We start from the raw sequence: 21393 nt of genomic DNA on the forward strand, positions 1-21393 counted from the left end.
CGCCGTTTGCGGCGCCCTGCGGCCCGGGAAACGGTGGCACTGATCACGGAAAATTCACGCCGACCCGGGGACCAGTCATGACGCAAGCGTTCGCATCCGAGGAATCCGAGGCAATGTCGTCCGAGGAGGCCGCGGCCGCGGCTTCCTCATGCAGCCGGGAGTTCCGCGCCAACCCGCATCCCGTCTATGCCGCGCTCCGGGAGACGGCGCCGGTGTGCCCGCTGTCGCCGCCCCACGGTGTGGAGACGTACCTGATCACGCGTTATGACGACGCCCGAGCCGCACTGGCCGACCCCCGGCTCAGCAAGGACATGTACGGCGCCATCGACGCCTACCACCGCATCTTCGGTGACTCGTCGATCGCGCTCGACGACAACATGCTCTTCTCGGACCCGCCGAAGCACACCAGGCTCCGCCGGATCGTCGGCAACACCTTCACCCCGAAGCGGGTGGAATCGCTGCGGACGCGCGTGCAGCAGATCACCGACGACCTGCTCGACCAGTGTCCGACGACCGGCCCGGTGAATCTGCTCCCGGAATTCTGCTTCCCGCTGCCCCTCCATGTGATCTGTGAACTCCTGGGCGTTCCGGAGGACGAGCGGAAACAGGCCCAGGAATGGTCCGCCACCGTCGCACAGACCGGTTTTGGACCGGAGGCGAGGAAGAAGCTGGAGATCGCCGAGGGAAATCTGCGCGACTATCTGGTGGACCTGTGCGCGAGAAAGCGCAGGGAGCCGGACGCGGGTCTGCTCAGCGCGCTCGTCACCGCTCAGGACCAGGAGGGCTCGCTCACCGACCACGAACTCGTCTCGACGGCGTGGGTGCTCCTCTTCGCGGGCCACAAGTCGACGGCGTACCAGATCGGGAACGCGGTCTACCACCTGCTCAGCCGGCCGGACCAGAAGGAGCTGGCGCTGCGGGACGCGAGCGCGATGAACGCGGCCATCGAGGAGATCTTCCGCTTCGAGACCTCCGTGGAGAACTCCACGTTCCGTCACGCCAAGGAGGACATCGTCATCCGGGACACGCTCATCCCCAAGGGTGCGCTCGTCCAGATCTCCATCACCGGGGCCAACCGCGACCCGGATATGTTCACCGCGCCGAACGAGCTGGACATCTCGCGCCCGAACGTCCAGGCCACGCATCTCGCCTTCGGCTACGGCCCGCACTACTGCGTCGGCGCGCCCCTGGCCAGGCTGGAGATGCAGATCGCCCTGGGCACGCTCTTCGGCCGCCACCCCCGCATGGCACTCGCCGGCGCCCCCGAGGACGCCCGCTGGATGACCGTGCCGTTCCCCGCCTTCCGCGGACTGGCGGAACTTCCCGTCGTCCTCGACCCGTCATGACCGCCGGCACCTCGGACCCCGCGCGGGTGCGGGTGATCCGGCTGCTGCGGGTGCGCGAGGGGATGGAGGAGGAGTTCGTACGGACGTACGGAGATGTCCGTGCCGGAGCGGAACGACTGCCCGGGCACCTCGGCGAACAACTGTGCCGCTCCCTGGAGGACCCGGCCCAATGGCTGCTCACCAGCGAATGGGCCGACCTCGAAGCCATCAAGAGCTGGCGCACCGGCTCCGCCCACCGGACCCTGGTCGAGCCGATGAACGCCTGTCTGCACGACGATCGGTGGACAGGGGTCTTCCATGTGAGAGAGACGGTGGAGGACCACTAGGGCGGGCCGACCGATAGGCGAGACGGGGCTGACCAGCATATGACCGGCCGGTAGGGTCGGCCCCGTGCCGAAGCCGCTCAGTCTGCCCTTCGATCCCATCGCGCGCGCCGACGAACTCTGGAAGCAGCGCTGGGGAAACGTGCCGTCCATGGCCGCCATCACGTCGATCATGCGCGCACACCAGATCCTGCTCGCCGAGGTCGACGCGGTGGTCAAGCCGTACGGCCTGACCTTCGCGCGCTACGAGGCGCTGGTGCTGCTCAACTTCTCCAAGGGCGGCGAGCTGCCGATGTCCAAGATCGGCGAGCGGCTCATGGTGCATCCCACGTCCGTGACGAACACCGTCGACCGGCTGGTCAGATCGGGCTTCGTGGACAAGCGTCCCAACCCCAACGACGGACGTGGCACGCTCGCCTCCATCACCGACAAGGGCCGCGAGGCCGTCGAGGCGGCCACCCGTGACCTGATGGCCATGGACTTCGGGCTCGGGGTGTACGACGCCGACGAGTGCGGAGAGATCTTCGCCATGCTGCGCCCGCTGCGGGTGGCGGCGCAGGACTTCGAGGAGAGCTGAGCCCGGGGCAAGATCCGCCGGAACGGGTGGTTACGCTCATAGGCATGAAGAAGAGCGTGCTGACGCGCTACCGCGTCATGGCCTACGTGACCGGTGTCCTCCTCGTCCTGCTCACGCTGGGCGTCATCGCCAAGTACCTGCTGAAGATGGACGGCGCCGACGGCTTCACGAGCGTCGTCGGAATCGCGCACGGCTGGCTCTACGTGCTGTACCTGGTCTTCGCCTTCGACCTGGGCTCCAAGGCGAAGTGGCCGGTGAAGCGACAGCTGTGGGTGCTGCTGGCCGGAACGATCCCGACGGCCGCCTTCTTCGTGGAGCGCAAGGTCACGCACGAGCTCGAGGCCCAGGTCGCGGAGGACGCGGCAGCGGTCGCGAAGGCCTGATCGAACACCTGGCCGACACCTGATCGAAGCCGCCGCAAAGTCCGCTTTTGCGGCGGTTTTCCTGGCCATATTACTAGGACGTCCAAGTAAATCTTCGCCAGCCGTCGACATTTACTAGGACGTCCAAGTAAATTTGATGGTATGGACGCTGACGCCATCGAGGAGGGCCGCCGTCGCTGGCAGGCCCGGTACGACGCCGCGCGCAAGCGCGACGGTGACTTCACCACGCTCTCCGGGGATCCCGTGGAGCCGGTGTACGGGCCCCGGCCGGGTGATGGCTACGAGGGCTTCGAGCGGATCGGGTGGCCCGGAGAGTACCCCTTCACGCGCGGACTGTATCCGACCGGCTACCGAGGGCGGACGTGGACCATCCGGCAGTTCGCCGGGTTCGGGAACGCCGAGCAGACCAACGAGCGGTACAAGATGATCCTCGGCAACGGCGGAGGCGGTCTCTCGGTCGCCTTCGACATGCCGACGCTGATGGGCCGCGACTCCGACGACCCGCGCTCGCTGGGCGAGGTCGGGCACTGCGGTGTCGCCATCGACTCCGCCGCCGACATGGAGGTCCTGTTCAAGGACATCCCGCTGGGCGACGTGACGACGTCGATGACCATCAGCGGCCCGGCCGTGCCGGTCTTCTGCATGTATCTGGTGGCGGCCGAGCGCCAGGGCGTCGACCCGGGCATCCTCAACGGCACGCTCCAGACCGACATCTTCAAGGAGTACATCGCCCAGAAGGAGTGGCTCTTCCAGCCCGAGCCGCACCTTCGCCTGATCGGCGACCTCATGGAGTACTGCGCGGCCGGCATCCCCGCCTACAAGCCGCTGTCCGTCTCCGGCTACCACATCCGCGAGGCCGGCGCGACGGCCGCGCAGGAGCTGGCGTACACGCTCGCGGACGGCTTCGGGTACGTGGAGCTGGGCCTGTCCCGCGGCATGGACGTCGATGTGTTCGCCCCCGGCCTGTCCTTCTTCTTCGACGCGCACGTCGACTTCTTCGAGGAGATCGCCAAGTTCCGGGCCGCCCGCCGGATCTGGGCGCGCTGGATGCGGGACGTGTACGGGGCGAAGACCGACAAGGCGCAGTGGCTGCGTTTCCACACGCAGACCGCCGGTGTCTCGCTGACCGCCCAGCAGCCGTACAACAACGTCGTGCGTACGGCCGTGGAGGCGCTGGCGGCCGTGCTCGGCGGGACCAACTCGCTGCACACCAACGCCCTCGACGAGACCCTCGCGCTGCCCTCCGAGCAGGCCGCGGAGATCGCCCTGCGCACGCAGCAGGTCCTCATGGAGGAGACCGGGGTCGGCAACGTGGCCGATCCGCTGGGCGGTTCCTGGTACGTCGAGCAGCTGACCGACCGGATCGAGGCCGACGCCGAGAAGATCTTCGAGCAGATAAAGGAACGAGGGCTGCGGGCCCACCCGGACGGGCAGCACCCCGTCGGGCCGATCACCTCCGGCATCCTGCGGGGGATCGAGGACGGCTGGTTCACCGGGGAGATCGCCGAGTCGGCGTTCCGGTACCAGCGGGCCCTGGAGAAGGGCGAGAAGCGGGTCGTCGGCGTCAACGTCAACACCGGCTCCGTCACCGGCGATCTGGAGATCCTCCGGGTCAGCCACGAGGTGGAGCGCGATCAGGTCAGGGTGCTGGCCACGCGCAAGTCCGGCCGCGACGACGCCGCGGTGCGCACCGCGCTCGAGGCCATGCTCACCGCCGCCCGCAACGGCACCAACATGATCGAGCCGATGCTCGACGCCGTACGCGCCGAGGCGACCCTGGGCGAGATCTGCGACGTGCTGCGGGACGAGTGGGGGGTGTACACCGAGCCCGCGGGCTTCTGAGGTGCTCTGAGCAGGAGGGCGGTCGTCCGCCCTCCTGTTCTCAGTCCCCGGCGGCGTCTGCGGCTCCCGTCAGCCCCAGCAGCAGTACCTGTGTGAAGCCGTGCACCCATTCCTCGTCCGCCGGGTGGCCGCTCACCAGCGTGCGGTGGACCACCGCACCCGCCACCAGGTCGAAGATGAGGTCGACCGTGCGGGCGGAATCCGCGGGGTCGGTCTCCGAGGGGAGCTCGCCCCTGCACTGGGCGCGCTCCCGGCCCTCCACGACCAGCCGCTTCTGGCGGTCGACGATCGAGGCACGGATGCGTTCGCGCAGGGCGTCGTCGCGTGTGGACTCCGCGACCACCGCCATCAGGCCACTCTTCGCCTCCGGGCGGGCCAGGATCGCCGCGAACTGGAGCACGACGCCCTCGATGTCCGCGGCGAGACTTCCCCGGTCGGGCAGCCGGAGTTCGTCGAAGAGTTCGGCCACCGCGTCGACGACCAGCTCGTTCTTCCCGGACCAACGGCGATACAAGGTCGTTTTTGCAACCCCCGCGCGCGTGGCCACGTCTCCCAGGGTGAGCTTGGACCAGCCCAGTTCGACCAGCGCCTCCCGCGTCGCCGCCAGGATCGCGGCGTCGGCGGCGGCGCTGCGGGGGCGTCCGGGACGGGTGGCGGCGGTGCGGCTCTGCATCCCATGACCATAACCGGACGGTTCGTGTGTGCTCGTGAGGGAGATCACGGGAGGGTGGTGTTCGCGGGGGTCGTGTTGGCATTACGCTACGACTCGTAGCGAAAGCGACGACCACAGGCGTGGGGTGGGGACCCGGCGCCGAACACCATCGAGCAGAACCTGCTTTCCGACCACTTTTCACACGCGCGCGCCGGACGGGGGAGGATAGACGCATGCAGCCACGGAACATGTCCATGAGCGGAGTCGTCGACCTCGCCGCGGTGAAGGCGGCCCAAGAGGCCAAGGCAAAGGCGGAGCAGGCGCGTGCCGAGACCGCGCGACAGGGCGGAGCGGGTGCTGTCTCGCCCGCCGACCTCGTCATCGATGTGGATGAGGCGGGCTTCGAGCGGGACGTCCTTCAGCGGTCCGCCGAAGTGCCCGTCGTCATCGACTTCTGGGCCGAGTGGTGCGAGCCCTGCAAGCAGCTCAGCCCGTTGCTGGAGCGGCTCGCCGTCGAGTACAACGGCCGGTTCCTCCTCGCCAAGATCGACGTCGACGCCAACCAGATGCTGATGCAGCAGTTCGGCGTGCAGGGGATCCCGGCCGTGTTCGCCGTCGTCGCCGGGCAGGCGCTGCCGCTCTTCCAGGGGGCCGCCGGCGAGGGGCAGATCCGCGAGACGCTCGACCAGCTCGTCACGGTGGCCGAGCAGCGGTTCGGCCTGACCGGTCTCACGGTCGACCCGGAAGCCGAGCCGGGCGCCGCGCCGGCCGCTCCCACCGTCGCGGCCGGTCCCCACGACGTCCTGCTCGAGGCCGCCGTACAGGCCCTGGACGCGGGCGACTTCGCCGGTGCCGTCCAGGCGTACAAGAACGTGCTGAGCGACGATCCGTCGAACTCCGAGGCCAAACTCGGGCTCGCCCAGGCCGAGTTGCTCCAGCGGGTGCAGGGTGCCGACCCGCAGCAGGTGCGCAAGGACGCCGCCGAGAAGCCCTCCGACGCGCAGGCGCAGATCGCCGCCGCCGACCTGGATCTGGTGGGCGGACATGTGGAGGACGCCTTCGGGCGGCTCATCGAGGCCGTGCGGCGCACGGTGGGTGACGACCGGGACACCGTACGGATTCGGCTGTTGGAGCTCTTCGAGGTCGTGGGCGCCGACGATCCGCGGGTGGCGGCGGCCCGCAGGGCGCTGGCGCGTGCCTTGTTCTGACCGTGTTTGCGAGCGGGGCGGTAGCCCTGTTCTGACCAGTCGCTAAACGCAAGGGCATGTGTTGCCCGAGTGAAAGATCTGCCGACAGAGGACCAGTGCGGCCGCGCTTTACCAAATCTTGGTAATCGCGGCCGCAGTTACTGCGGGTAAGTCGCGGGCGTCGTTCTGTCGGTTTCTGTCTCGTGATTCCTGGATTTGTCCGGTCACTTGAGGCCACCCTGCGTCGTCGGCCGAGACCGGCGGGTCGTTGTTCGGTTATCCGGCCGTTACTACTGAGTAACGAAGCCCCTTGTGCGGGCGGCGAGAATGCACCACGATCGGCCACGCTCGGTCCGTTCCCGTACCCCGACAGCCGGTTGGGTCGCGGGAGTTCCTGGGTCCCCACCGAGCAGAGTCGGCGGCAGTGGCGCCGGCTCTTGGACAGGGGGGTCTTCGCCCACCCGGCGAAGCCTGTCCGGCAGGGTTGTGCGTGATGCGTGTCAGGCGCGACCAGTGGTTGTCGCTCGGGGGTGATCGCCGGTGATTCGGGTGCGATTCGCGCCTCCGAGTACGGGCGCTCTCCTTCCCGAGGACGTAGCACTTCTCCCATCCCTGCCCGGCTGAGCCGTCGTGCCGACAGTGGCAGCCAGGGTCAGGAGATGTACGTCCGAGAAGGAGGAAATATGGAGTCCCAGGTGCGTGGCGGGACCAGATGGAAGCGGTTCGCTGTGGTCATGGTGCCCAGCGTCGCCGCCACGGCTGCGATAGGTGTCGCCCTCGCGCAGGGCGCTCTCGCCGCGTCGTTCAGTGTCTCCGGCCAGTCGTTCAAGGTCACCACCGACAAGCTGGTCGGTAACGGTTTCTCGCAGTACGGCGCTCTTGACGAGGGCTACACGCTCTCCGGCAAGAAGACGGTTCACCCCGTCGCCGTCTCGGGATTCAAGACCGCGACGATCAGCAACATGTGCCAGTCCGTGGTCACGCCCGACATCCCGATCCTCGGGAGCGTCAGCCTGATCCTGCGGGCGGGCGAAGACCCGAACAAGCCGGTCGAGGCCAAGAACCTCTACATCGACGTCGCCGACCTCGAGGCCGACGCGACGTTCGAGAACATCGACATCGGTGTTGCCGCCAAGGACGCCAACAAGGGTCCGGGCATGAAGGGCGGCGGCGAGCAGGCCAACCCCTTCGGGTTCGCCCAGCAGGCCGACAAGGCCACGCTGAGCAACGTGAAGCAGACGGCGTGGGCGACCACCGCCGGAACCTTCAAGCTCAGCGGTCTGAAGATGTCGCTGTCGACGGGTGTCAAGGAGTGCTACTAAGCACTCTCTGACGGGCGGGGGAGCCGATGGCGCCCCCGCCCGTCAACTCTAAGCCCGCTTTCTTCACATGTGGTCACACGGCCGCGACACATCACCGCATCACCTTCGCACCACCACCACAGCGAAGCCGTACCAGGGAGCTGTTTTCGATGAGCGCCGAGACTCCTGCCGCGCCCGGTCATGACGAGCACTACCTCCGGGTCTTTCGGCGGAACTTCCGCGCCTGGCGCGGTGCGCGGCCCTTCTGGGCCGGTCTGTTCGTCATGCTCGGCGGACTCCCCATCGCCTACTTCCCTTACGCGAACCTTCAGATCGGCCACCTGACGCTGGCGATGCAGACCGCGGGGGGCTCCAGCTCCCTGATCATCGGTGTGCTGCTCGTCGTCCTCGGCTTCACTCTCTGGTTCCAGAAGCACGTCCGCACCTTCGCGGGCGTCGCGGCGATCCTGCTGGCGCTTGTTTCCATCCCGCTGTCCAACCTCGGTGGCTTCCTCATCGGCTTCCTCTTCGCCCTCGTGGGCGGGGCCATGGCCGTGTCATGGGTGCCCGGCGGGGACGCCGACGCAACTCCGGCGAAGACGGACACGACGGGCGGGGGGAACGCACCCGAGGGTGCCGCGGACCCCGACACCACGATCCTGAAGCCCGTGGTGGGCGAGCCGAACGATCTGTCAGGAACGAGCCCGGCGAACGGGGCGAACGGGAGGCACAGTGCCGGCTGACGAGGTGACCCACGGGACTGAGGTGGACAAGTCCCGTGCGAGAACCGGGCCGCGACACGCGGCGCCCAAGAAGCCGCTGTTCACCAGGTTCCACATGCCGGCAGGCAAGGCGATAGCCCTGGCGGCGATGCCGACCGCCGTCCTCATGGGCATGGGCTTCACGCCCACGCTCGCGCAGGCCGACAGCGACAACGCCACCAAGCCGACGTCCAACAGCCTGACGGCGGACGAGTACAAGGACTGCGTGGCGGCGCTGACGGACGACGCGTCGGCGTCCCCGTCCCCGAGCGCCAGTGAGTCCACGGACAAGGACGAGACGGCGGAGCCCACTCCGTCGGCCTCCGACGACCAGGACTCCGCGGACTCCTCCGACTCCTCGGGTTCCTCGGACTCTTCGGGTTCGTCGGACTCCGCGGGCGACTCCTCTTCGTCGGATTCAGGTTCCGACGACGCGGCCGAGCCCACGCCGTCACCGTCGGCGAGCAAGTCGAGCGAGGCCCAGTCCGGCGACACGGCCACGGCGTCCCCCTCGCCGTCCGAGAGCGGCGGCAACCTGCTGGAGGACATCGGCGACGCCATCTCCGGCGTCTTCACGGGCGGTTCGACGGCCGAGGAGAGCGCGAGCCCGACGCCGTCCGCGAGCGAGAGTGAGACGGCCTCGTCCGGCTCCTCGGATTCGTCCGACTCCTCCGACTCCTCCGACAAGGACACCGACGAGGCGTCCGACCCCGTGAAGGAGACGACCGACAAGGTCACCGACACGGTCAAGGACACCGTCGGGGGCGCCACCGACAAGGCGTCCGAGGCGGCGAAGGACGTCACCGAGGCGGCCGAGGACGCGGCCGGCGAGGCCACCGCCACGCCGAGCCCCTCCGAGAGTTCCACCACGGACCCGGAGAACTGCCCGGTCGCCACGGACGAGGAGGGCGGCGTCGACAACACCGTGCCGCTCCCCGACGACCCGTGGTTCCTGAACGCCAGCTCGCTGCTGCTGAAGGGCGCCGACTACCAGGGCGTCGTCGAGGTGAAGACGGCCAACGGCACCAAGAAGAAGGTGCTGAAGTACGTCATCTCCGACGGCACCGACATCGGCGACCTGCACCAGACGGTGCAGGACAAGCAGTCCGGCAAGACCTACCACGTGCAGGCGGCCGAGGGCTCGACGTCCACGATCCGCAACGGCAAGACGGTGATGTACACCGAGAGCATCTCGGGGAATCTGCTCGGCCTGATCCCGATCACCTTCGATCCGGAGCACCCGCCGCCGCTGAACATCCCGCTGATCTACTTCACCAAGGTGAAGGTCACCCAGGCCGGCCAGTTCGGCGGCACCCTGCACGTGCCGGGTCTGCACAACTACGTGACCGACTGAGCCGGACGTCCGAGGCGCACGCCTCCACAAGCCCGTTCGGGAGCCGCAGAAACACTGAGGGCGCCCCCTTCCACAGGGGGCGCCCTCAGTGTCTTGCAAGGCCCTTATGGGCGCTCATGAGGCTGCTGCGGTCAGTTCTGTCCGCCGCCGAGGTGGTGCACCCGCACCATGTTGGTGGTGCCGGGGACTCCGGGCGGGGAGCCGGCCGTGATGACCACGATGTCGCCCTCGTTGAACAGGCCGAGCTTGACGATCTCCTGGTCCACCAGGTCGACCATCTCGTCGGTGCTGTTCACGAACGGGACGACATGCGGCTCGACGCCCCAGCTGAGGGTCATCTGGTTGCGGGTGGACTCGTCCGTGGTGAACGCGATGATCTGCTGGGCGGCGCGGTAGCGGCTCAGGCGGCGGGCGGTGTCGCCGGACTGGGTGAAGGCGACCAGGCCCTTGCCGCCGAGGAAGTCGGCGATCTCGCAGGCCGCGCGGGCGACCGAACCGCCCTGCGTGCGCGGCTTCTTGCCGGGGACCAGGGGCTGCAGGCCCTTGGACAGCAGCTCCTGCTCGGCCGCGGTGACGATCTTCGACATCGTCCGGACGGTCTCGATCGGGTAGGCGCCGACCGAGGACTCCGCCGACAGCATGACGGCGTCCGCGCCGTCCAGGATCGCGTTGGCCACGTCGGAGGCCTCGGCGCGGGTCGGACGGGAGTTGGTGATCATCGACTCCATCATCTGGGTCGCCACGATCACCGGCTTGGCGTTGCGACGGCACAGCTCGATGAGCCGCTTCTGCACCATCGGGACCTTCTCGAGCGGGTATTCGACGGCGAGGTCACCACGGGCGACCATCACGGCGTCGAACGCCATCACGACGTCCTCCATGTTCGCCACCGCCTGCGGCTTCTCCACCTTGGCGATGACGGGGACGCGGCGGCCCTCCTCGTCCATCACCTTGTGGACGTCCTGCACGTCGTGGGCGTCCCGGACGAAGGACAGCGCGACCATGTCGCAGCCCATGCGCAGCGCGAACCGAAGGTCCTCGACGTCCTTCTCGGACAGCGCCGGCACGTTCACGGCCGCGCCGGGCAGGTTGATGCCCTTGTGGTCGGAGACGACGCCGCCCTCGATGACGATCGTCTTCACCCGGGAGCCCTCGACCTCGGTGACCTTCAGCTCGACGTTGCCGTCGTTGATGAGGATCTGGTCGCCCTTGGCGACGTCGCCCGGCAGGCCCTTGTAGGTCGTTCCGCAGATCTGCTTGTCGCCCGGGACGTCCTCGGTCGTGATGACGAACTCGTCACCGCGCTCCAGCTCGACCGGACCCTCGGCGAAGGTCTCCAGACGGATCTTCGGGCCCTGGAGGTCGGCGAGGACACCGATGGCCCGCCCGGTCTCCTCGGCGGCGGCCCGCAGGCGTTCGTAACGCCCCTGGTGGTCTTCGTGCGTGCCATGGCTGAAGTTGAAGCGGGCCACATTCATGCCCGCCTCGATCAGCCCGACAAGCTGTTCGTGGGAGTCGACCGCGGGGCCGAGAGTACAGACGATTTTCGAACGGCGCATGGGACGATCCTATCGGTTTGTTTCGCTACGGAATATTCCGTCTGGCGGAAGATACAAATGAGCTGCGCATTGCTCAGCCGTGTTACTCAGCCGTTGCTCTTCCCCACCAGTGCGTAGGTCTGCGTCGCGATCTCCAGTTCTTCATCCGTCGGCACCACCGCGACCGCCACCCTCGCGCCCGAGGGCGAGATCAGCCGCGGCTGGTCACCGCGAACGGCGTTCAGCCCGGGGTCCACCGTGAGGCCCAGTTGTTCCAGGCCCGCCATGGCGGCCTCCCGCACCGGTGCCGCGTTCTCGCCGACGCCGGCCGTGAACGCGATGGCGTCCACCCGGCCGAGCACGGCGTAATAGGCGCCGATGTACTTCTTCAGTCGGTGAATGTAGATGTCGAAGGCCAATTGGGCCCGCTCGTCACCTTCGTCGATCCGCCGGCGGATCTCCCGCATGTCGTTGTCGCCGCACAGGCCGATCAATCCGCTCTTCTTGTTGAGAAGAGTGTCGATTTCCGCGATGGACATTTCGCCAACACGCGCCAAATGGAAGATGACGGCGGGATCCAGGTCACCCGATCGCGTACCCATCACGAGCCCCTCCAAGGGCGTCAGCCCCATGGAGGTGTCCACGCACTTCCCGCCGCGCACGGCGGACGCCGACGCGCCGTTGCCGAGGTGCAGCACGATGACGTTCACGTCCTCGGGCGCCTTGCCCAGCAGCTCCGCGGTGGCCCGGGAGACGTAGGCGTGCGAGGTGCCGTGGAAGCCGTACCGGCGGATCCGGTGCCGGTCCGCGGTCTCGACGTCGATCGCGTAGCGGGCGGCCGACTCCGGCATCGTGGTGTGGAACGCGGTGTCGAAGACGGCGACCTGGGGCAGGTCAGGCCGCAGCGCCTGGGCGGTGCGGATGCCGGTGAGGTTGGCCGGGTTGTGCAGCGGGGCCACCGGTATGAGCCGCTCGATCTCGGCGAGTACGGCGTCGTCGACGACGGTCGGCTCGGTGAAGTGCTTGCCGCCGTGAACCACCCGGTGGCCGATCGCGGCCAGCTCCGGGGAGTCGAGCCCGAGGCCGTCCTGGGCGAGCTCCGCCGCCACGGCCTTGAGGGCGGCGTCGTGGTCGGTGATCGACCCGGTCCACTCGCGGCTCTCTCCGCCGCCCGCCAGCGGGCTGTGCTTGAGCCGGGAGACCTGCTCGCCGATGCGCTCGACGAGGCCCGCGGCCAGCCGGCTGCCGTCGCGCATGTCGAGCAGCTGGTACTTCACCGACGAGGAGCCGGAGTTGAGGACGAGGACGCGGGTGGCGATCACTGGGCGGAGGCCTTCGTGTCGGAGGAGAGGGCGGGGGACTGGGACTGGATCGCCGTGATGGCGACGGTGTTGACGATGTCCGAGACAAGAGCGCCCCGGGACAGGTCGTTGACCGGCTTGCGCAGACCTTGCAGCACCGGGCCGACCGCGATGGCGCCGGCCGAGCGCTGCACGGCCTTGTAGGTGTTGTTACCCGTATTGAGGTCCGGGAAGATCAAAACCGTTGCCTGCCCCGCCACTTCGGATTCCGGCAGCTTGGTCGCGGCGACGGTGGGCTCCACGGCGGCGTCGTACTGGATCGGCCCCTCGATCTTCAGATCGGGCCGCCGCTCGCGCACCAGCTCGGTCGCCTCGCGCACCTTGTCGACATCGGCGCCGGAACCGGACGTACCCGTGGAGTACGACAGCATCGCCAACCGCGGCTCCACGCCGAACTGCTCGGCGGTGGCGGCCGCCTGGATGGCGATGTCGGCCAGCTGCTCGGCGTTCGGGTCCGGGTTCACCGCGCAGTCGCCGTAGACGAGGACCCGGTCGGCCAGGCACATGAAGAAGACGGACGAGACGATGTCGGCGTCCGGCTTGGTCTTGATGATCTCGAAGGCGGGCCGGATGGTCGCCGCCGTCGAGTGGACGGACCCGGAGACCATGCCGTCCGCTAGACCCTCCTCCACCATCAGCGTGCCGAAGTAGTTCACATCGGAGACGACGTCGTACGCCAGCTCGACCGTGACCCCCTTGTGGGCCCGGAACTGGGCGTACCGCTCGGCGAACGAGTCACGCAGCTCGCTGGTCGCCGGGTCGATCAGCTGGGTGTCGCCCAGGTCGATGCCGAGATCGGCGGCCTGCTTGCGGATCCGGTCGACCGGGCCCAGGAGGGTGAGGTCGCAGACGTTCCGCCGCAGCAGCACCTCCGCGGCGTGCAGGACGCGCGGCTCGGTGCCCTCGGGCAGCACGATGCGGCGCATGTTCGAGCGTGCCTGCTCCAGCAGCTTGTGCTCGAACATCATCGGCGTGACCCGGTCGCTGTTCGGCGCCGAGACCCGCTTCAGCAGGTCACCGGTGTCGACGTACCGCTCGAACAGGCCGAGCGCGGTCTCCGCCTTGCGCGGGGTGGTCGCGTTCAACTTCCCTTCCAGCGAGAAGAGCTGCTCGGCGGTGGGGAAGCTGTAGCCGGGGACCGACAGCACCGGCGTGCCCGGGGCCAGGCGGGCGGCGAGGGTGAGGATCTCGTCGCCGGGGCGCTCGTCCAGGGTGAGCAGCACACCGGCGATCGGCGGGGTACCGGCGCTGTGCGCGGCCAGGGAGCCGACGACCAGGTCGGCGCGGTCGCCCGGGGTGACGACCAGGCAGCCCGGGGTCAGGGCGGTCAGGAAGTTCGGCAGCATCGCGCCACCGAACACGAAGCCGAGGGCGTCGCGCGCGAGCCCCGAGTCGTCGCCGAGCAGCACCTTCGCGTCCAGCGACTGGGCGATCTGCCAGACCGTCGGCGCGGACAGGGCCGGCTCGTCCGGGACGACGTAACAGGGCACCGGCAGCCGCGAGTCGAGCCGCTCGGCGATCTCGTCCCGGTCGGCCCTGGTGACCCGGTTGGTGACCATGGCGAGGACGTCGCAGCCCAGGTTCTCGTACGCCCGGTAGGCGTTGCGGGTCTCGGCGAGCACCGACTCGGTGGTCTGCCCCCGCCCGCCCACGACGGGTATCACGGACGCGGCGAACTCGTTGGCGAGCCGGGCGTTGAGGGACAGCTCGTCCGGGAGCTGGGTGTCGGCGAAGTCGGTGCCGAGGACGAGGACGACGTCGTAGTCGCGGGCGACGGCGTGGAACCGGTCGACGAGCGTGGACACCAGCTCGTCCGTGCCGCGCTCGGCCTGGAGGGCGGACGCCTCGTGGTAGTCCATGCCGTAGACCGTCGCCGGATCCTGGGAGAGGCGGTAGCGGGCGCGCAGCAGCTCGAACAGGCGGTCTGGGGAGTGATGCACCAGCGGCCGGAACACCCCCACCCGGTCGACCTGGCGGGTCAGGAGCTCCATGACCCCCAGCTCGACGACCTGACGGCCGTCTCCTCGGTCGATCCCGGTCACGTACACGCTGCGCGTCACGCGTCGTCTCCGTTTCGTCTGTCGTCCATCGTCGGGGTCGCAAAATCGCCCAGTGAGGTGAGCGAAACCCTCTTGACAATACCCTTGGCGCTGGATAAGGCGCCCGTCAGTAGGGGAGCGACATCGCCCTCGGCGACGTGAAACAATCGGACTGGCTCACCGGTGTCAACAGCGAGCAGGAGACACAGCACGATGCGTATCGGAGTTCTCACCGCAGGCGGCGACTGCCCCGGCCTGAACGCCGTGATCCGGTCGGTCGTCCACCGAGCCGTCGCACAGTACGGCGACGAGGTGATCGGCTTCGAGGACGGCTTCGCGGGCCTGCTCGACGGCCACTACCGCAGCCTCGACCTGGAGGCGGTCAGCGGCATCCTGGCCCGCGGCGGCACGATCCTCGGCTCGTCCCGACTGGAGCGCAACCGGCTGCGCGAGGCCTGCGAGAGCGCCCCCGACATCGCCCGTGACTTCGGCATCGACGCGCTGATCCCGATCGGCGGCGAGGGCACGCTGACCGCGGCCCGGATGCTGTCCGACGCCGGTCTGCCGGTGGTCGGCGTACCGAAGACGATCGACAACGACATCTCCTCGACGGACCGCACGTTCGGCTTCGACACGGCGGTCGGCGTCGCGACCGAGGCCATGGACCGGCTCAAGACGACCGCGGAGTCGCACCAGCGTGTGATGGTGGTCGAGGTCATGGGCCGCCACGCCGGCTGGATCGCGCTGGAGTCCGGCATGGCGGCCGGCGCGCACGGCATCTGCCTGCCGGAGCGCCCCTTCGACCCCGCCGACCTGGTGAAGATGGTCGAGGAGCGCTTCTCGCGCGGCAAGAAGTTCGCGGTGATCTGCGTCGCCGAGGGCGCCCACCCCGCCGACGGCACCATGGACTACGACAAGGGCGAGATCGACCAGTTCGGCCACGAGCGCTTCCAGGGCATCGGCACCGCACTCGCCTTCGAGCTGGAGCGCCGCCTCGGCAAGGAGGCCAAGCCGGTCATTCTCGGCCATGTCCAGCGCGGCGGCACGCCGACCGCGTACGACCGCGTCCTCGCCACCCGCTTCGGCTGGCACGCGGTGGAGGCCGCGCACCGCGGCGAGTTCGGCAGGATGACCGCGCTGCGCGGCACCGACATCGTGATGGTGCCGCTGGCCGAGGCGGTGACCGAGCTGAAGACGGTGCCGAAGGACCGCATGGACGAGGCGGAGTCCGTGTTCTAGCCGAGGGCCGCGCCTCCGCTCACAGGTTTCGCCCAGCGGAAGAGCTCAGCCGGTGCTCCCCTGGACGGTCTGCCAGAACTGCTCCACGATCCGGTCCAGGAACTCCCGGCCGGCCGCGCTGGAGTCACCGCTGCCGCCGCCCCAGCTGAGCGTGGCCGTCATCTGCCCCTGGTAGCTGCGGTGCAGTTCCTGGAGGGCGGTCTCCAGCAGCCGCCGGTCCAGGGGCGCGATCTTGCCGACCGGGCGCACATACGCCTGCCAGCGTGTCGTCACCGCACTGCGCAGCAGCTCGGCGAGCCGGGCCTCGCGGCCCGTGACGGTGATGAAGTCGGGGAGCGTCAGACCGAGGACGTCGGCGAGTGAGGCGGACTGGCGGTCGGTGCCGCGCCAGTCGTCGTTCTCCTCCATGCGCAGATACCCGACGACGTCGTGCCCGACGGCACGGGCCACGTCCTCGGGTGCCAGGCCGCGGGCGATGCGGTGCTCGCGCAGCGTGCGCGGCTTGCCGAGCAGTTCACCCGGCGAGCACCACAGCACACCCGCGAGGGCGGTGAGCTCGCTGCTGTTGGGGGCGGTGAGCTCGCGCTCCCAGGCGATGACGAGGTCCTCGGTGACGTAGGGGAGTCCGTACGAGGTCCGCATGCCGTAGGCGACGTGCTCGGGCCCCATGCTGAGCGCGGCGCGCAGCCGGCGGGCGGCGGGGGCATTGAACGGGGGAGTGGGCGGATTGCGGCTGCTGGAGCGGTTGGGTGGCTGGTTCGGTTGAGCTGGCGGTCGGTGCACGCGCCACAACGTAGGGCGGGCGGAGTGCAGTGACTACGGTCTGTTCGGCCAGGATCACGGATTGTAGGAAGCTACGGCTACTGACGGGTTCGTCGCTGGCTGAAGATCGTCTGTCGACCGCGGGGGGTGACGGCGAGGATGGCGGCGGGACGTCACGGTGGCGGCCCCGGAAGGCGGTGACCGACGGTGAACGGCAAGCTCAACGGGCATATTCGCGAGCGTCTGCTGGCGCCGAACTTCTGGCATCTGGCGACCGTCGGCCCGGACGGGCTGCCGCAGGTTTCGCCCATGTGGGCGGACAACGAAGACGAGTACGTCATGGTCAACACCTCCATGGGGCGTGTGAAGGTCGACAACCTGCGGCTCAATCCCAACGTTTCGCTGTCCCACCACGACCCGGAGAACCCCTACGACCGCGCCGAGATCCGGGGGCGGGTCGTCCGGTTCGTGGAGGGAGAGACGGCGGAACGGGCGATGGACCGGCTCACGCAGAAGTACATCGGTCAGGAGCGCTATCCGTGGCTGCTGCCCGGAGAGCGGCGGGTGATGCTGCTGATCGAGCCGGTACGGGTGCGCAGGGTCGTGGGCGTGGAGGCGTTCCGGGCGGGGGTGCTGCCGGACGTCACCCCTTGACCGCCCCGCCCAGCGCGAATCCTCCACCGAGCCGCCGGGCGATCAGCACGTACAGCAGGATCACCGGTGTCGAGTAGACGATCGAGAACGCCGCCAGCTGGCCGTACGCCACCATCCCCCGGTTCCCGAAGAACTCGTTGATGCTGACGGCGGCCGGCATCTGGTCCGGGGTGAGCAGGAGCATGAACGGGACGAAGAAGTTGCCCCACATCATCACGAAGGAGAAGACCGTGACGACGGCGACTCCGGGTCCCATGAGGGGCAGCACGATCCGCACCAGCGACTGGAGCGACGACGCCCCGTCCGTCCAGGCGGCCTCCTCCAGCTCCTTCGGCACCCCGTCCATGAAGTTCTTCATCAGCCAGATGGCGAACGGCAGTTGGGAGGCGGCGAAGAAGAAGATCGTGCCCTGCATGGTGTCGATCAGGTTCACCTGTACGAACAGGGCGTACACCGGCACCATGATCGCCGTGATCGGCAGGCTCGTCGCGAACAGGACCGACAGCAGGAACGGGCGGTTGAAGCGCGAGCGGAAGCGGGACAGCGGGTAGGCGGCGAGCGCCGCGCACCCGACCGTCAGGGCCGTTCCGCCGCCGCACAGGAGCAGGCTGTTGAGCAGCGGGGTGAAGGTGATCTCCGGGGTCAGGACCGCGTCGAAATTGTCCAGTGTGAGGCCGTCCGGGAGTTTCACCTGGAGGTTGGCGTGCGGGTCGAGCGCGGAGAGGACCACCCACGCCAGCGGGAGCACGAACGCGGCGGCCAGCACGAGGAGGCCGGCGTCGGCGGCCAGACGGTGCCTGGTCCTGCGCTTCGTCAGAGTCCGGGGCATGCGCGTCAGACCTCCGTTCGCAGCAGACGCAGATAGACCACCGAGAACAGTGACCCCACCACCAGGAGCAGCAGCGCGACCGCCGTGCCGTAGCCGATCATGCTTTTCTGGAACGCCTCCTCGTACATGAACAGCGGGAGCGTCTGGCTCTTGCCGCCCGGCCCGCCCCTGGTCATCACCCAGATCAGGCCGAAGACGGACAGCGTCTGCAGGGTGATGAGCATGAGGTTGGTGCCGATGGAGCGGCGGATCATCGGGAGCGTGATGTGCCACATGCGGCGCCAGCCACCGGCGCCGTCGACCTGAGCCGCCTCGGTGATCTCCTTGGGGATCTCGTTCAGGGCCGCCGAGTAGACCAGCATCGAGAAGGCCGTCCCCCGCCATACGTTCGCGAACGACACCGCCAGGATCGGCAGGGTGAACAGCCAGTTCTGGGACGGGAGATGGAGCCAGTCCAGGATGGCGTTCAGGGTCCCCTCGCGGCGGAAGAAGGCGTACAGCAGAAACCCGGCGACGACCTCCGGCAGGACCCATGCCGTGATGACGATGCCGCCGGTGAACGTGCGGACGGGCTTCGAGGAGCGCTGCATCAGCATGGCCAGACCCAGGCCGAGGGTGTTCTGGCCGACCAGGGCCGAGACCACGGTGAAGACGAGGGTGAGCCAGACCGCGTTGAGGAACGCCTCGTCGCCGAACGCCGTACGGAAGTTGTCGAAGCCGACGAACGACTCCTCGGCCTGGCCGGTGAGCTGGAGGTCGGTGAAGGCGATCCAGGCGCAGTAGGCGATGGGCCCGGCCAGGAAGAGGAGGAGCAGGACGACGGCGGGGGAGACGGGCAGGGCTCGGGCGAGCGTGCGGTGCAGCGGAGCCGACGGGCGGGCCGGGGGACTCGAAGCCGGCGGGCCCGAAGGGGACTTGGCGTCCCTCGGGCCCGTCGCCGCTTGCGGTGCTTCGGCGGTCATGGGCGGTTGCTCTCGGCGTCCGTCACTTCTCGATGGTCCTCGCCGTCCCTCACTTCTCGATCACCTGGTCGTCCGTCGCCGACTTCAGCTCCTCGTCGTACCCCTTGGCCGCGTCCTCCACCGACATGTCACCCGTCGTCACGCCCTCCATCGCCTCCTGTACGGCGGTGGAGACCTTCGGGTACGCCGGGAAGGCGGGGCGGTAGTGCGTGCTGGCCACGAGATCCGTGAAGAACTTGATGCCGGGCTGGGCCTCGGTGTACGACGGGTCGTCCGCGACGTCCTCGCGGACCGCGATGCCGGAGTTCGCGATGTACCACTTCTGGGCGTTCGCCTTCGTCTGCATCGTCTTGATGAACTCGAAGGCCAGGTCGGGGTTGCCCGCCTTGGCCGGGATGGACCAGGTCCAGCCGCCGGACATGCTCACCTTGCCCGGGGCCTGGCCGTTCTGCGTGGGCATCGCGGCGAGACCGAGCTCGTCCGACCACTCGGGCCACTCGTGGCCGCTGCCGGCCAGCCAGTCCTGCGGGAGCCAGGAGCCGTCGAGGGCGATGGCGAGCTTGCCCTGCGGGAGCCACTCGCCGCGGACCCGGGTCATGACGTTGGGATCGAGGGCATCGGAGACGTCCGGCCCGAGCTTCTCCTTGTAGACGGTCTCGACGAAGGTGAGGGCGTCCTTGAAGCCCTCGCTGCCGGCCACCCACTTCTTGGACGACTTGTCGTACAGCGGGTCGGTCGTGCCGTCGTTCGTGCCGTAGAGCAGCATCTCGAAGGTCTGCATGGTGGCGGCCTCGCCGACGGGTTTGCCCGTGTAGACGTTCAGCGGGATGGCGCCGGGGACCTTGTCCTTGACGGTGCGGGCGGCGTCGAGGACGTCGTTCCAGGTCTTCGGCTGCCAGTCGGCGGGCAGGCCGGCCTTCTTGAAGACGTCCTTGTTGAACCACAGCCCCCGGGTGTCCGTACCGTCCGGGACGCCGTACGTCTTGCCGTCCTCGCCCTTGGCCGCGGCCTTCGCCGTGTCCATGAACCGGTTCCAGTCCTGCCACTTGGCGAGGTACGGGTCGAGGGGCTTCAAGTACCCGCTGGTGATGTCCGAGTTGATGAGGAAGGTGTCCTCGTAGACCAGGTCCGGGGCGGTCTTGGGGGAGCGGAGCATCTGCTGGAGCTTGGTGTAGTACTCCGAGTCCGGGGCCTTGATCGGGACGAACTCGACCTTCTTGCCGGGGTTCGCCTTCTCGAACTGCTTCTTGATGTCCGCGAGGTAGGTGTCCATCACCTTGATGGAGTTGTCCGTGGACTGTTTGAAGGAGACCTTCACGGTGTCCGGGTCACTGCCGGAGCCGCCACCGCACGCGGTGAGAGTGCCGGCGGCGAGGGTGAGGGCGAGGAGTGTGGGGAGGGTGGCGGTGGGGCGCACGGGCATGACCTCCTGGGGCCTACGGCGTTGTGGCCTGGGGTTGTCTGCCCGGTGAACCTAAGAGGAGTGGTCTAGTCAGGTCAATGCGTGTGCGGCGGATTGGCGTTCGGCGGGCGGTGGTCGGTGTTCCGGACGATGCCCAGGTGGTGGAGCGTTCGGCCGTTCCTACCGGCCCATCCCTGCCCCCGGCACCCACCGATACACCAACTCCGGCCTGCCGACCTGCCCGTACACCGGGGCCCGCTCGGCCCGCCCCGCCTCCACCAGATGCTCCAGATACCGCCGGGCCGTGATCCGCGAGATTCCCACGGCCTCGGCGACCCCAGCCGCCGTGAGCCCCTCCTTGACGTCCCGCACCGCCTCGGTCACCCGCTCCAGCGTCGGCGCGCTCAGCCCCTTCGGCAGGGCGGCAGGACCCGGCGCCCGCAGTGCCGCCAGGGCGCGGTCCACCTCGTCCTGTCCGCTCGCCTCGCCGACCGCCGCGTGGAATTCGGCGTATCGCACGAGGCGGTCGCGGAGGGTCGCGAAGGTGAAGGGCTTCAGTACGTACTGCACGACGCCGAGCGACACGCCCTCGCGCACCACGGCCAGATCCCGTGCCGACGTCACCGCGATCACATCCGCGTGGTGTCCCGCCGCCCGGAGCGACCGCGCCAGTTGCAGTCCGTGCACATCCGGCAGGTGCAGGTCGAGCAGCAGCAGATCCACCGGCGTGCGATCCAGCGCGCGCCGCGCCTCCGCGCCCGTGTGCGCCTTGCCGACCGCGACGAACCCGGGCACCCGCCCGACGTACATCACATGCGCGTCCGCCGCGACCGGGTCGTCCTCCACGACCAGAACCCGAATCTCGGGCTCGCCCGCCATCG

20 protein-coding genes are annotated in these 21393 nt (G+C 68.7%); 11 read left to right on the plus strand and 9 right to left on the minus strand.

What is annotated here, in order from left to right; genetic code table 11:
- The first annotated feature begins 77 nt into the window (after window positions 1-77).
- The 5 genes from ACFQ6S_RS27045 to ACFQ6S_RS27065 all read left to right on the plus strand — a co-directional run bounded on the left by ACFQ6S_RS27045 (window position 78) and on the right by ACFQ6S_RS27065 (window position 4471).
- Window positions 78-1346 (plus strand): cytochrome P450, encoded by a 1269-nt coding sequence (locus ACFQ6S_RS27045; protein WP_383414907.1) that lies wholly within the window; start codon window positions 78-80, stop codon window positions 1344-1346.
- Entirely contained in the window at window positions 1343-1672 is a 330-nt protein-coding gene (locus tag ACFQ6S_RS27050; RefSeq protein WP_383414909.1) for an antibiotic biosynthesis monooxygenase family protein, read from the plus strand. Before ACFQ6S_RS27045 ends, ACFQ6S_RS27050 begins: the two co-directional genes overlap by 4 nt.
- A gap of 64 nt (window positions 1673-1736) precedes the next feature.
- Entirely contained in the window at window positions 1737-2246 is a 510-nt protein-coding gene (locus tag ACFQ6S_RS27055) for a MarR family winged helix-turn-helix transcriptional regulator (RefSeq protein WP_383414911.1), read from the plus strand.
- Window positions 2247-2290: 44 nt separating this feature from the next.
- Window positions 2291-2629, plus strand: a complete 339-nt coding sequence (locus tag ACFQ6S_RS27060; protein WP_383414914.1) for a DUF3817 domain-containing protein — start codon at window positions 2291-2293, stop codon at window positions 2627-2629.
- Between the two features lie 141 nt (window positions 2630-2770).
- A complete protein-coding gene (locus ACFQ6S_RS27065) occupies window positions 2771-4471 on the plus strand; it encodes a methylmalonyl-CoA mutase (protein ID WP_383414916.1) in 1701 nt (566 codons plus the stop codon).
- Window positions 4472-4511: 40 nt separating this feature from the next.
- Here the strand turns inward: ACFQ6S_RS27065 and ACFQ6S_RS27070 are convergent, their stop codons facing one another.
- On the minus strand, window positions 4512-5144 hold the full coding sequence (locus ACFQ6S_RS27070) for a TetR/AcrR family transcriptional regulator (RefSeq protein ID WP_383414919.1): 633 nt from the start codon (window positions 5142-5144) through the stop codon (window positions 4512-4514).
- 212 nt (window positions 5145-5356) lie between these two features.
- Between ACFQ6S_RS27070 and ACFQ6S_RS27075 the strand changes: the two genes are divergently transcribed.
- From ACFQ6S_RS27075 to ACFQ6S_RS27090, 4 genes are all read left to right on the plus strand, one after another.
- Window positions 5357-6331 (plus strand): tetratricopeptide repeat protein, encoded by a 975-nt coding sequence (locus ACFQ6S_RS27075; RefSeq protein WP_383414922.1) that lies wholly within the window; start codon window positions 5357-5359, stop codon window positions 6329-6331.
- A gap of 662 nt (window positions 6332-6993) precedes the next feature.
- Window positions 6994-7632 (plus strand): DUF6230 family protein, encoded by a 639-nt coding sequence (locus ACFQ6S_RS27080; protein WP_383414925.1) that lies wholly within the window; start codon window positions 6994-6996, stop codon window positions 7630-7632.
- Window positions 7633-7781: 149 nt separating this feature from the next.
- A complete protein-coding gene (locus tag ACFQ6S_RS27085) occupies window positions 7782-8354 on the plus strand; it encodes a DUF6114 domain-containing protein (protein ID WP_383414928.1) in 573 nt (190 codons plus the stop codon).
- Window positions 8344-9726: a hypothetical protein gene (locus tag ACFQ6S_RS27090; RefSeq protein ID WP_383414931.1), complete on the plus strand. Its 1383-nt coding sequence runs from the start codon at window positions 8344-8346 to the stop codon at window positions 9724-9726. The genes ACFQ6S_RS27085 and ACFQ6S_RS27090 overlap by 11 nt, the downstream gene beginning before the upstream one ends.
- Window positions 9727-9857: 131 nt before the next feature.
- Here ACFQ6S_RS27090 and pyk read toward each other — a convergent pair whose 3' ends face one another.
- From pyk to pta, 3 genes are all read right to left on the minus strand, one after another.
- Window positions 9858-11285, minus strand: a complete 1428-nt coding sequence (gene pyk / locus ACFQ6S_RS27095) for a pyruvate kinase (protein WP_383414934.1) — start codon at window positions 11283-11285, stop codon at window positions 9858-9860.
- 86 nt (window positions 11286-11371) lie between these two features.
- Complete coding sequence (locus tag ACFQ6S_RS27100; protein WP_383414937.1) at window positions 11372-12586, minus strand: acetate kinase; 1215 nt, start codon at window positions 12584-12586, stop codon at window positions 11372-11374.
- Window positions 12583-14685 carry a phosphate acetyltransferase gene (gene pta, locus ACFQ6S_RS27105; RefSeq protein WP_383414940.1) on the minus strand — a complete coding sequence of 701 codons (2103 nt, stop codon included), beginning with the start codon at window positions 14683-14685 and terminating at the stop codon, window positions 12583-12585. Before pta ends, ACFQ6S_RS27100 begins: the two co-directional genes overlap by 4 nt.
- A gap of 192 nt (window positions 14686-14877) precedes the next feature.
- On the opposite strand from pta, the gene ACFQ6S_RS27110 reads away from it, so the two are divergent.
- Window positions 14878-15903 (plus strand): ATP-dependent 6-phosphofructokinase, encoded by a 1026-nt coding sequence (locus tag ACFQ6S_RS27110; RefSeq protein WP_383414942.1) that lies wholly within the window; start codon window positions 14878-14880, stop codon window positions 15901-15903.
- Window positions 15904-15948: 45 nt separating this feature from the next.
- On the opposite strand, the gene ACFQ6S_RS27115 is transcribed toward ACFQ6S_RS27110, so the two are convergent.
- Window positions 15949-16695, minus strand: a complete 747-nt coding sequence (locus ACFQ6S_RS27115; RefSeq protein ID WP_383414945.1) for a helix-turn-helix domain-containing protein — start codon at window positions 16693-16695, stop codon at window positions 15949-15951.
- A 177-nt stretch (window positions 16696-16872) separates the two neighbouring features.
- Between ACFQ6S_RS27115 and ACFQ6S_RS27120 the strand changes: the two genes are divergently transcribed.
- A complete protein-coding gene (locus ACFQ6S_RS27120) occupies window positions 16873-17319 on the plus strand; it encodes a PPOX class F420-dependent oxidoreductase (RefSeq protein WP_383414948.1) in 447 nt (148 codons plus the stop codon).
- On the opposite strand, the gene ACFQ6S_RS27125 is transcribed toward ACFQ6S_RS27120, so the two are convergent.
- The 4 genes from ACFQ6S_RS27125 to ACFQ6S_RS27140 form a co-directional block, all read right to left on the minus strand.
- Window positions 17309-18148: a carbohydrate ABC transporter permease gene (locus tag ACFQ6S_RS27125; protein WP_383414951.1), complete on the minus strand. Its 840-nt coding sequence runs from the start codon at window positions 18146-18148 to the stop codon at window positions 17309-17311. The two genes, ACFQ6S_RS27120 and ACFQ6S_RS27125, sit on opposite strands and share 11 nt — an antisense overlap.
- Before the next feature lie 5 nt (window positions 18149-18153).
- Window positions 18154-19110 carry a carbohydrate ABC transporter permease gene (locus ACFQ6S_RS27130; protein WP_383414954.1) on the minus strand — a complete coding sequence of 319 codons (957 nt, stop codon included), beginning with the start codon at window positions 19108-19110 and terminating at the stop codon, window positions 18154-18156.
- A gap of 49 nt (window positions 19111-19159) precedes the next feature.
- Entirely contained in the window at window positions 19160-20533 is a 1374-nt protein-coding gene (locus tag ACFQ6S_RS27135; protein ID WP_383414956.1) for an extracellular solute-binding protein, read from the minus strand.
- A gap of 159 nt (window positions 20534-20692) precedes the next feature.
- Window positions 20693-21391 carry a response regulator gene (locus ACFQ6S_RS27140; RefSeq protein WP_383415859.1) on the minus strand — a complete coding sequence of 233 codons (699 nt, stop codon included), beginning with the start codon at window positions 21389-21391 and terminating at the stop codon, window positions 20693-20695.
- Window positions 21392-21393: the final 2 nt, after the last annotated feature.

Source organism: Streptomyces sp. NPDC056479, from assembly GCF_042795335.1.
Taxonomy (GTDB): domain Bacteria; phylum Actinomycetota; class Actinomycetes; order Streptomycetales; family Streptomycetaceae; genus Streptomyces.

What these genes read in the sequence shown, in the direction of transcription:
- ACFQ6S_RS27140 (WP_383415859.1), bottom strand. Translation starts at nt 21,391, where the DNA reads ATGGCGGGCGAGCCCGAGATTCGGGTTCTGGTCGTGGAGGACGACCCG.
- pyk (WP_383414934.1), bottom strand. Translation starts at nt 11,285, where the DNA reads ATGCGCCGTTCGAAAATCGTCTGTACTCTCGGCCCCGCGGTCGACTCC.
- ACFQ6S_RS27125 (WP_383414951.1), bottom strand. Translation starts at nt 18,148, where the DNA reads ATGCCCCGGACTCTGACGAAGCGCAGGACCAGGCACCGTCTGGCCGCC.
- ACFQ6S_RS27110 (WP_383414942.1), top strand. Translation starts at nt 14,878, where the DNA reads ATGCGTATCGGAGTTCTCACCGCAGGCGGCGACTGCCCCGGCCTGAAC.
- ACFQ6S_RS27130 (WP_383414954.1), bottom strand. Translation starts at nt 19,110, where the DNA reads ATGACCGCCGAAGCACCGCAAGCGGCGACGGGCCCGAGGGACGCCAAG.
- ACFQ6S_RS27135 (WP_383414956.1), bottom strand. Translation starts at nt 20,533, where the DNA reads ATGCCCGTGCGCCCCACCGCCACCCTCCCCACACTCCTCGCCCTCACC.
- ACFQ6S_RS27080 (WP_383414925.1), top strand. Translation starts at nt 6,994, where the DNA reads ATGGAGTCCCAGGTGCGTGGCGGGACCAGATGGAAGCGGTTCGCTGTG.
- ACFQ6S_RS27060 (WP_383414914.1), top strand. Translation starts at nt 2,291, where the DNA reads ATGAAGAAGAGCGTGCTGACGCGCTACCGCGTCATGGCCTACGTGACC.
- ACFQ6S_RS27050 (WP_383414909.1), top strand. Translation starts at nt 1,343, where the DNA reads ATGACCGCCGGCACCTCGGACCCCGCGCGGGTGCGGGTGATCCGGCTG.
- ACFQ6S_RS27065 (WP_383414916.1), top strand. Translation starts at nt 2,771, where the DNA reads ATGGACGCTGACGCCATCGAGGAGGGCCGCCGTCGCTGGCAGGCCCGG.
- ACFQ6S_RS27045 (WP_383414907.1), top strand. Translation starts at nt 78, where the DNA reads ATGACGCAAGCGTTCGCATCCGAGGAATCCGAGGCAATGTCGTCCGAG.
- ACFQ6S_RS27085 (WP_383414928.1), top strand. Translation starts at nt 7,782, where the DNA reads ATGAGCGCCGAGACTCCTGCCGCGCCCGGTCATGACGAGCACTACCTC.
- ACFQ6S_RS27070 (WP_383414919.1), bottom strand. Translation starts at nt 5,144, where the DNA reads ATGCAGAGCCGCACCGCCGCCACCCGTCCCGGACGCCCCCGCAGCGCC.
- ACFQ6S_RS27075 (WP_383414922.1), top strand. Translation starts at nt 5,357, where the DNA reads ATGCAGCCACGGAACATGTCCATGAGCGGAGTCGTCGACCTCGCCGCG.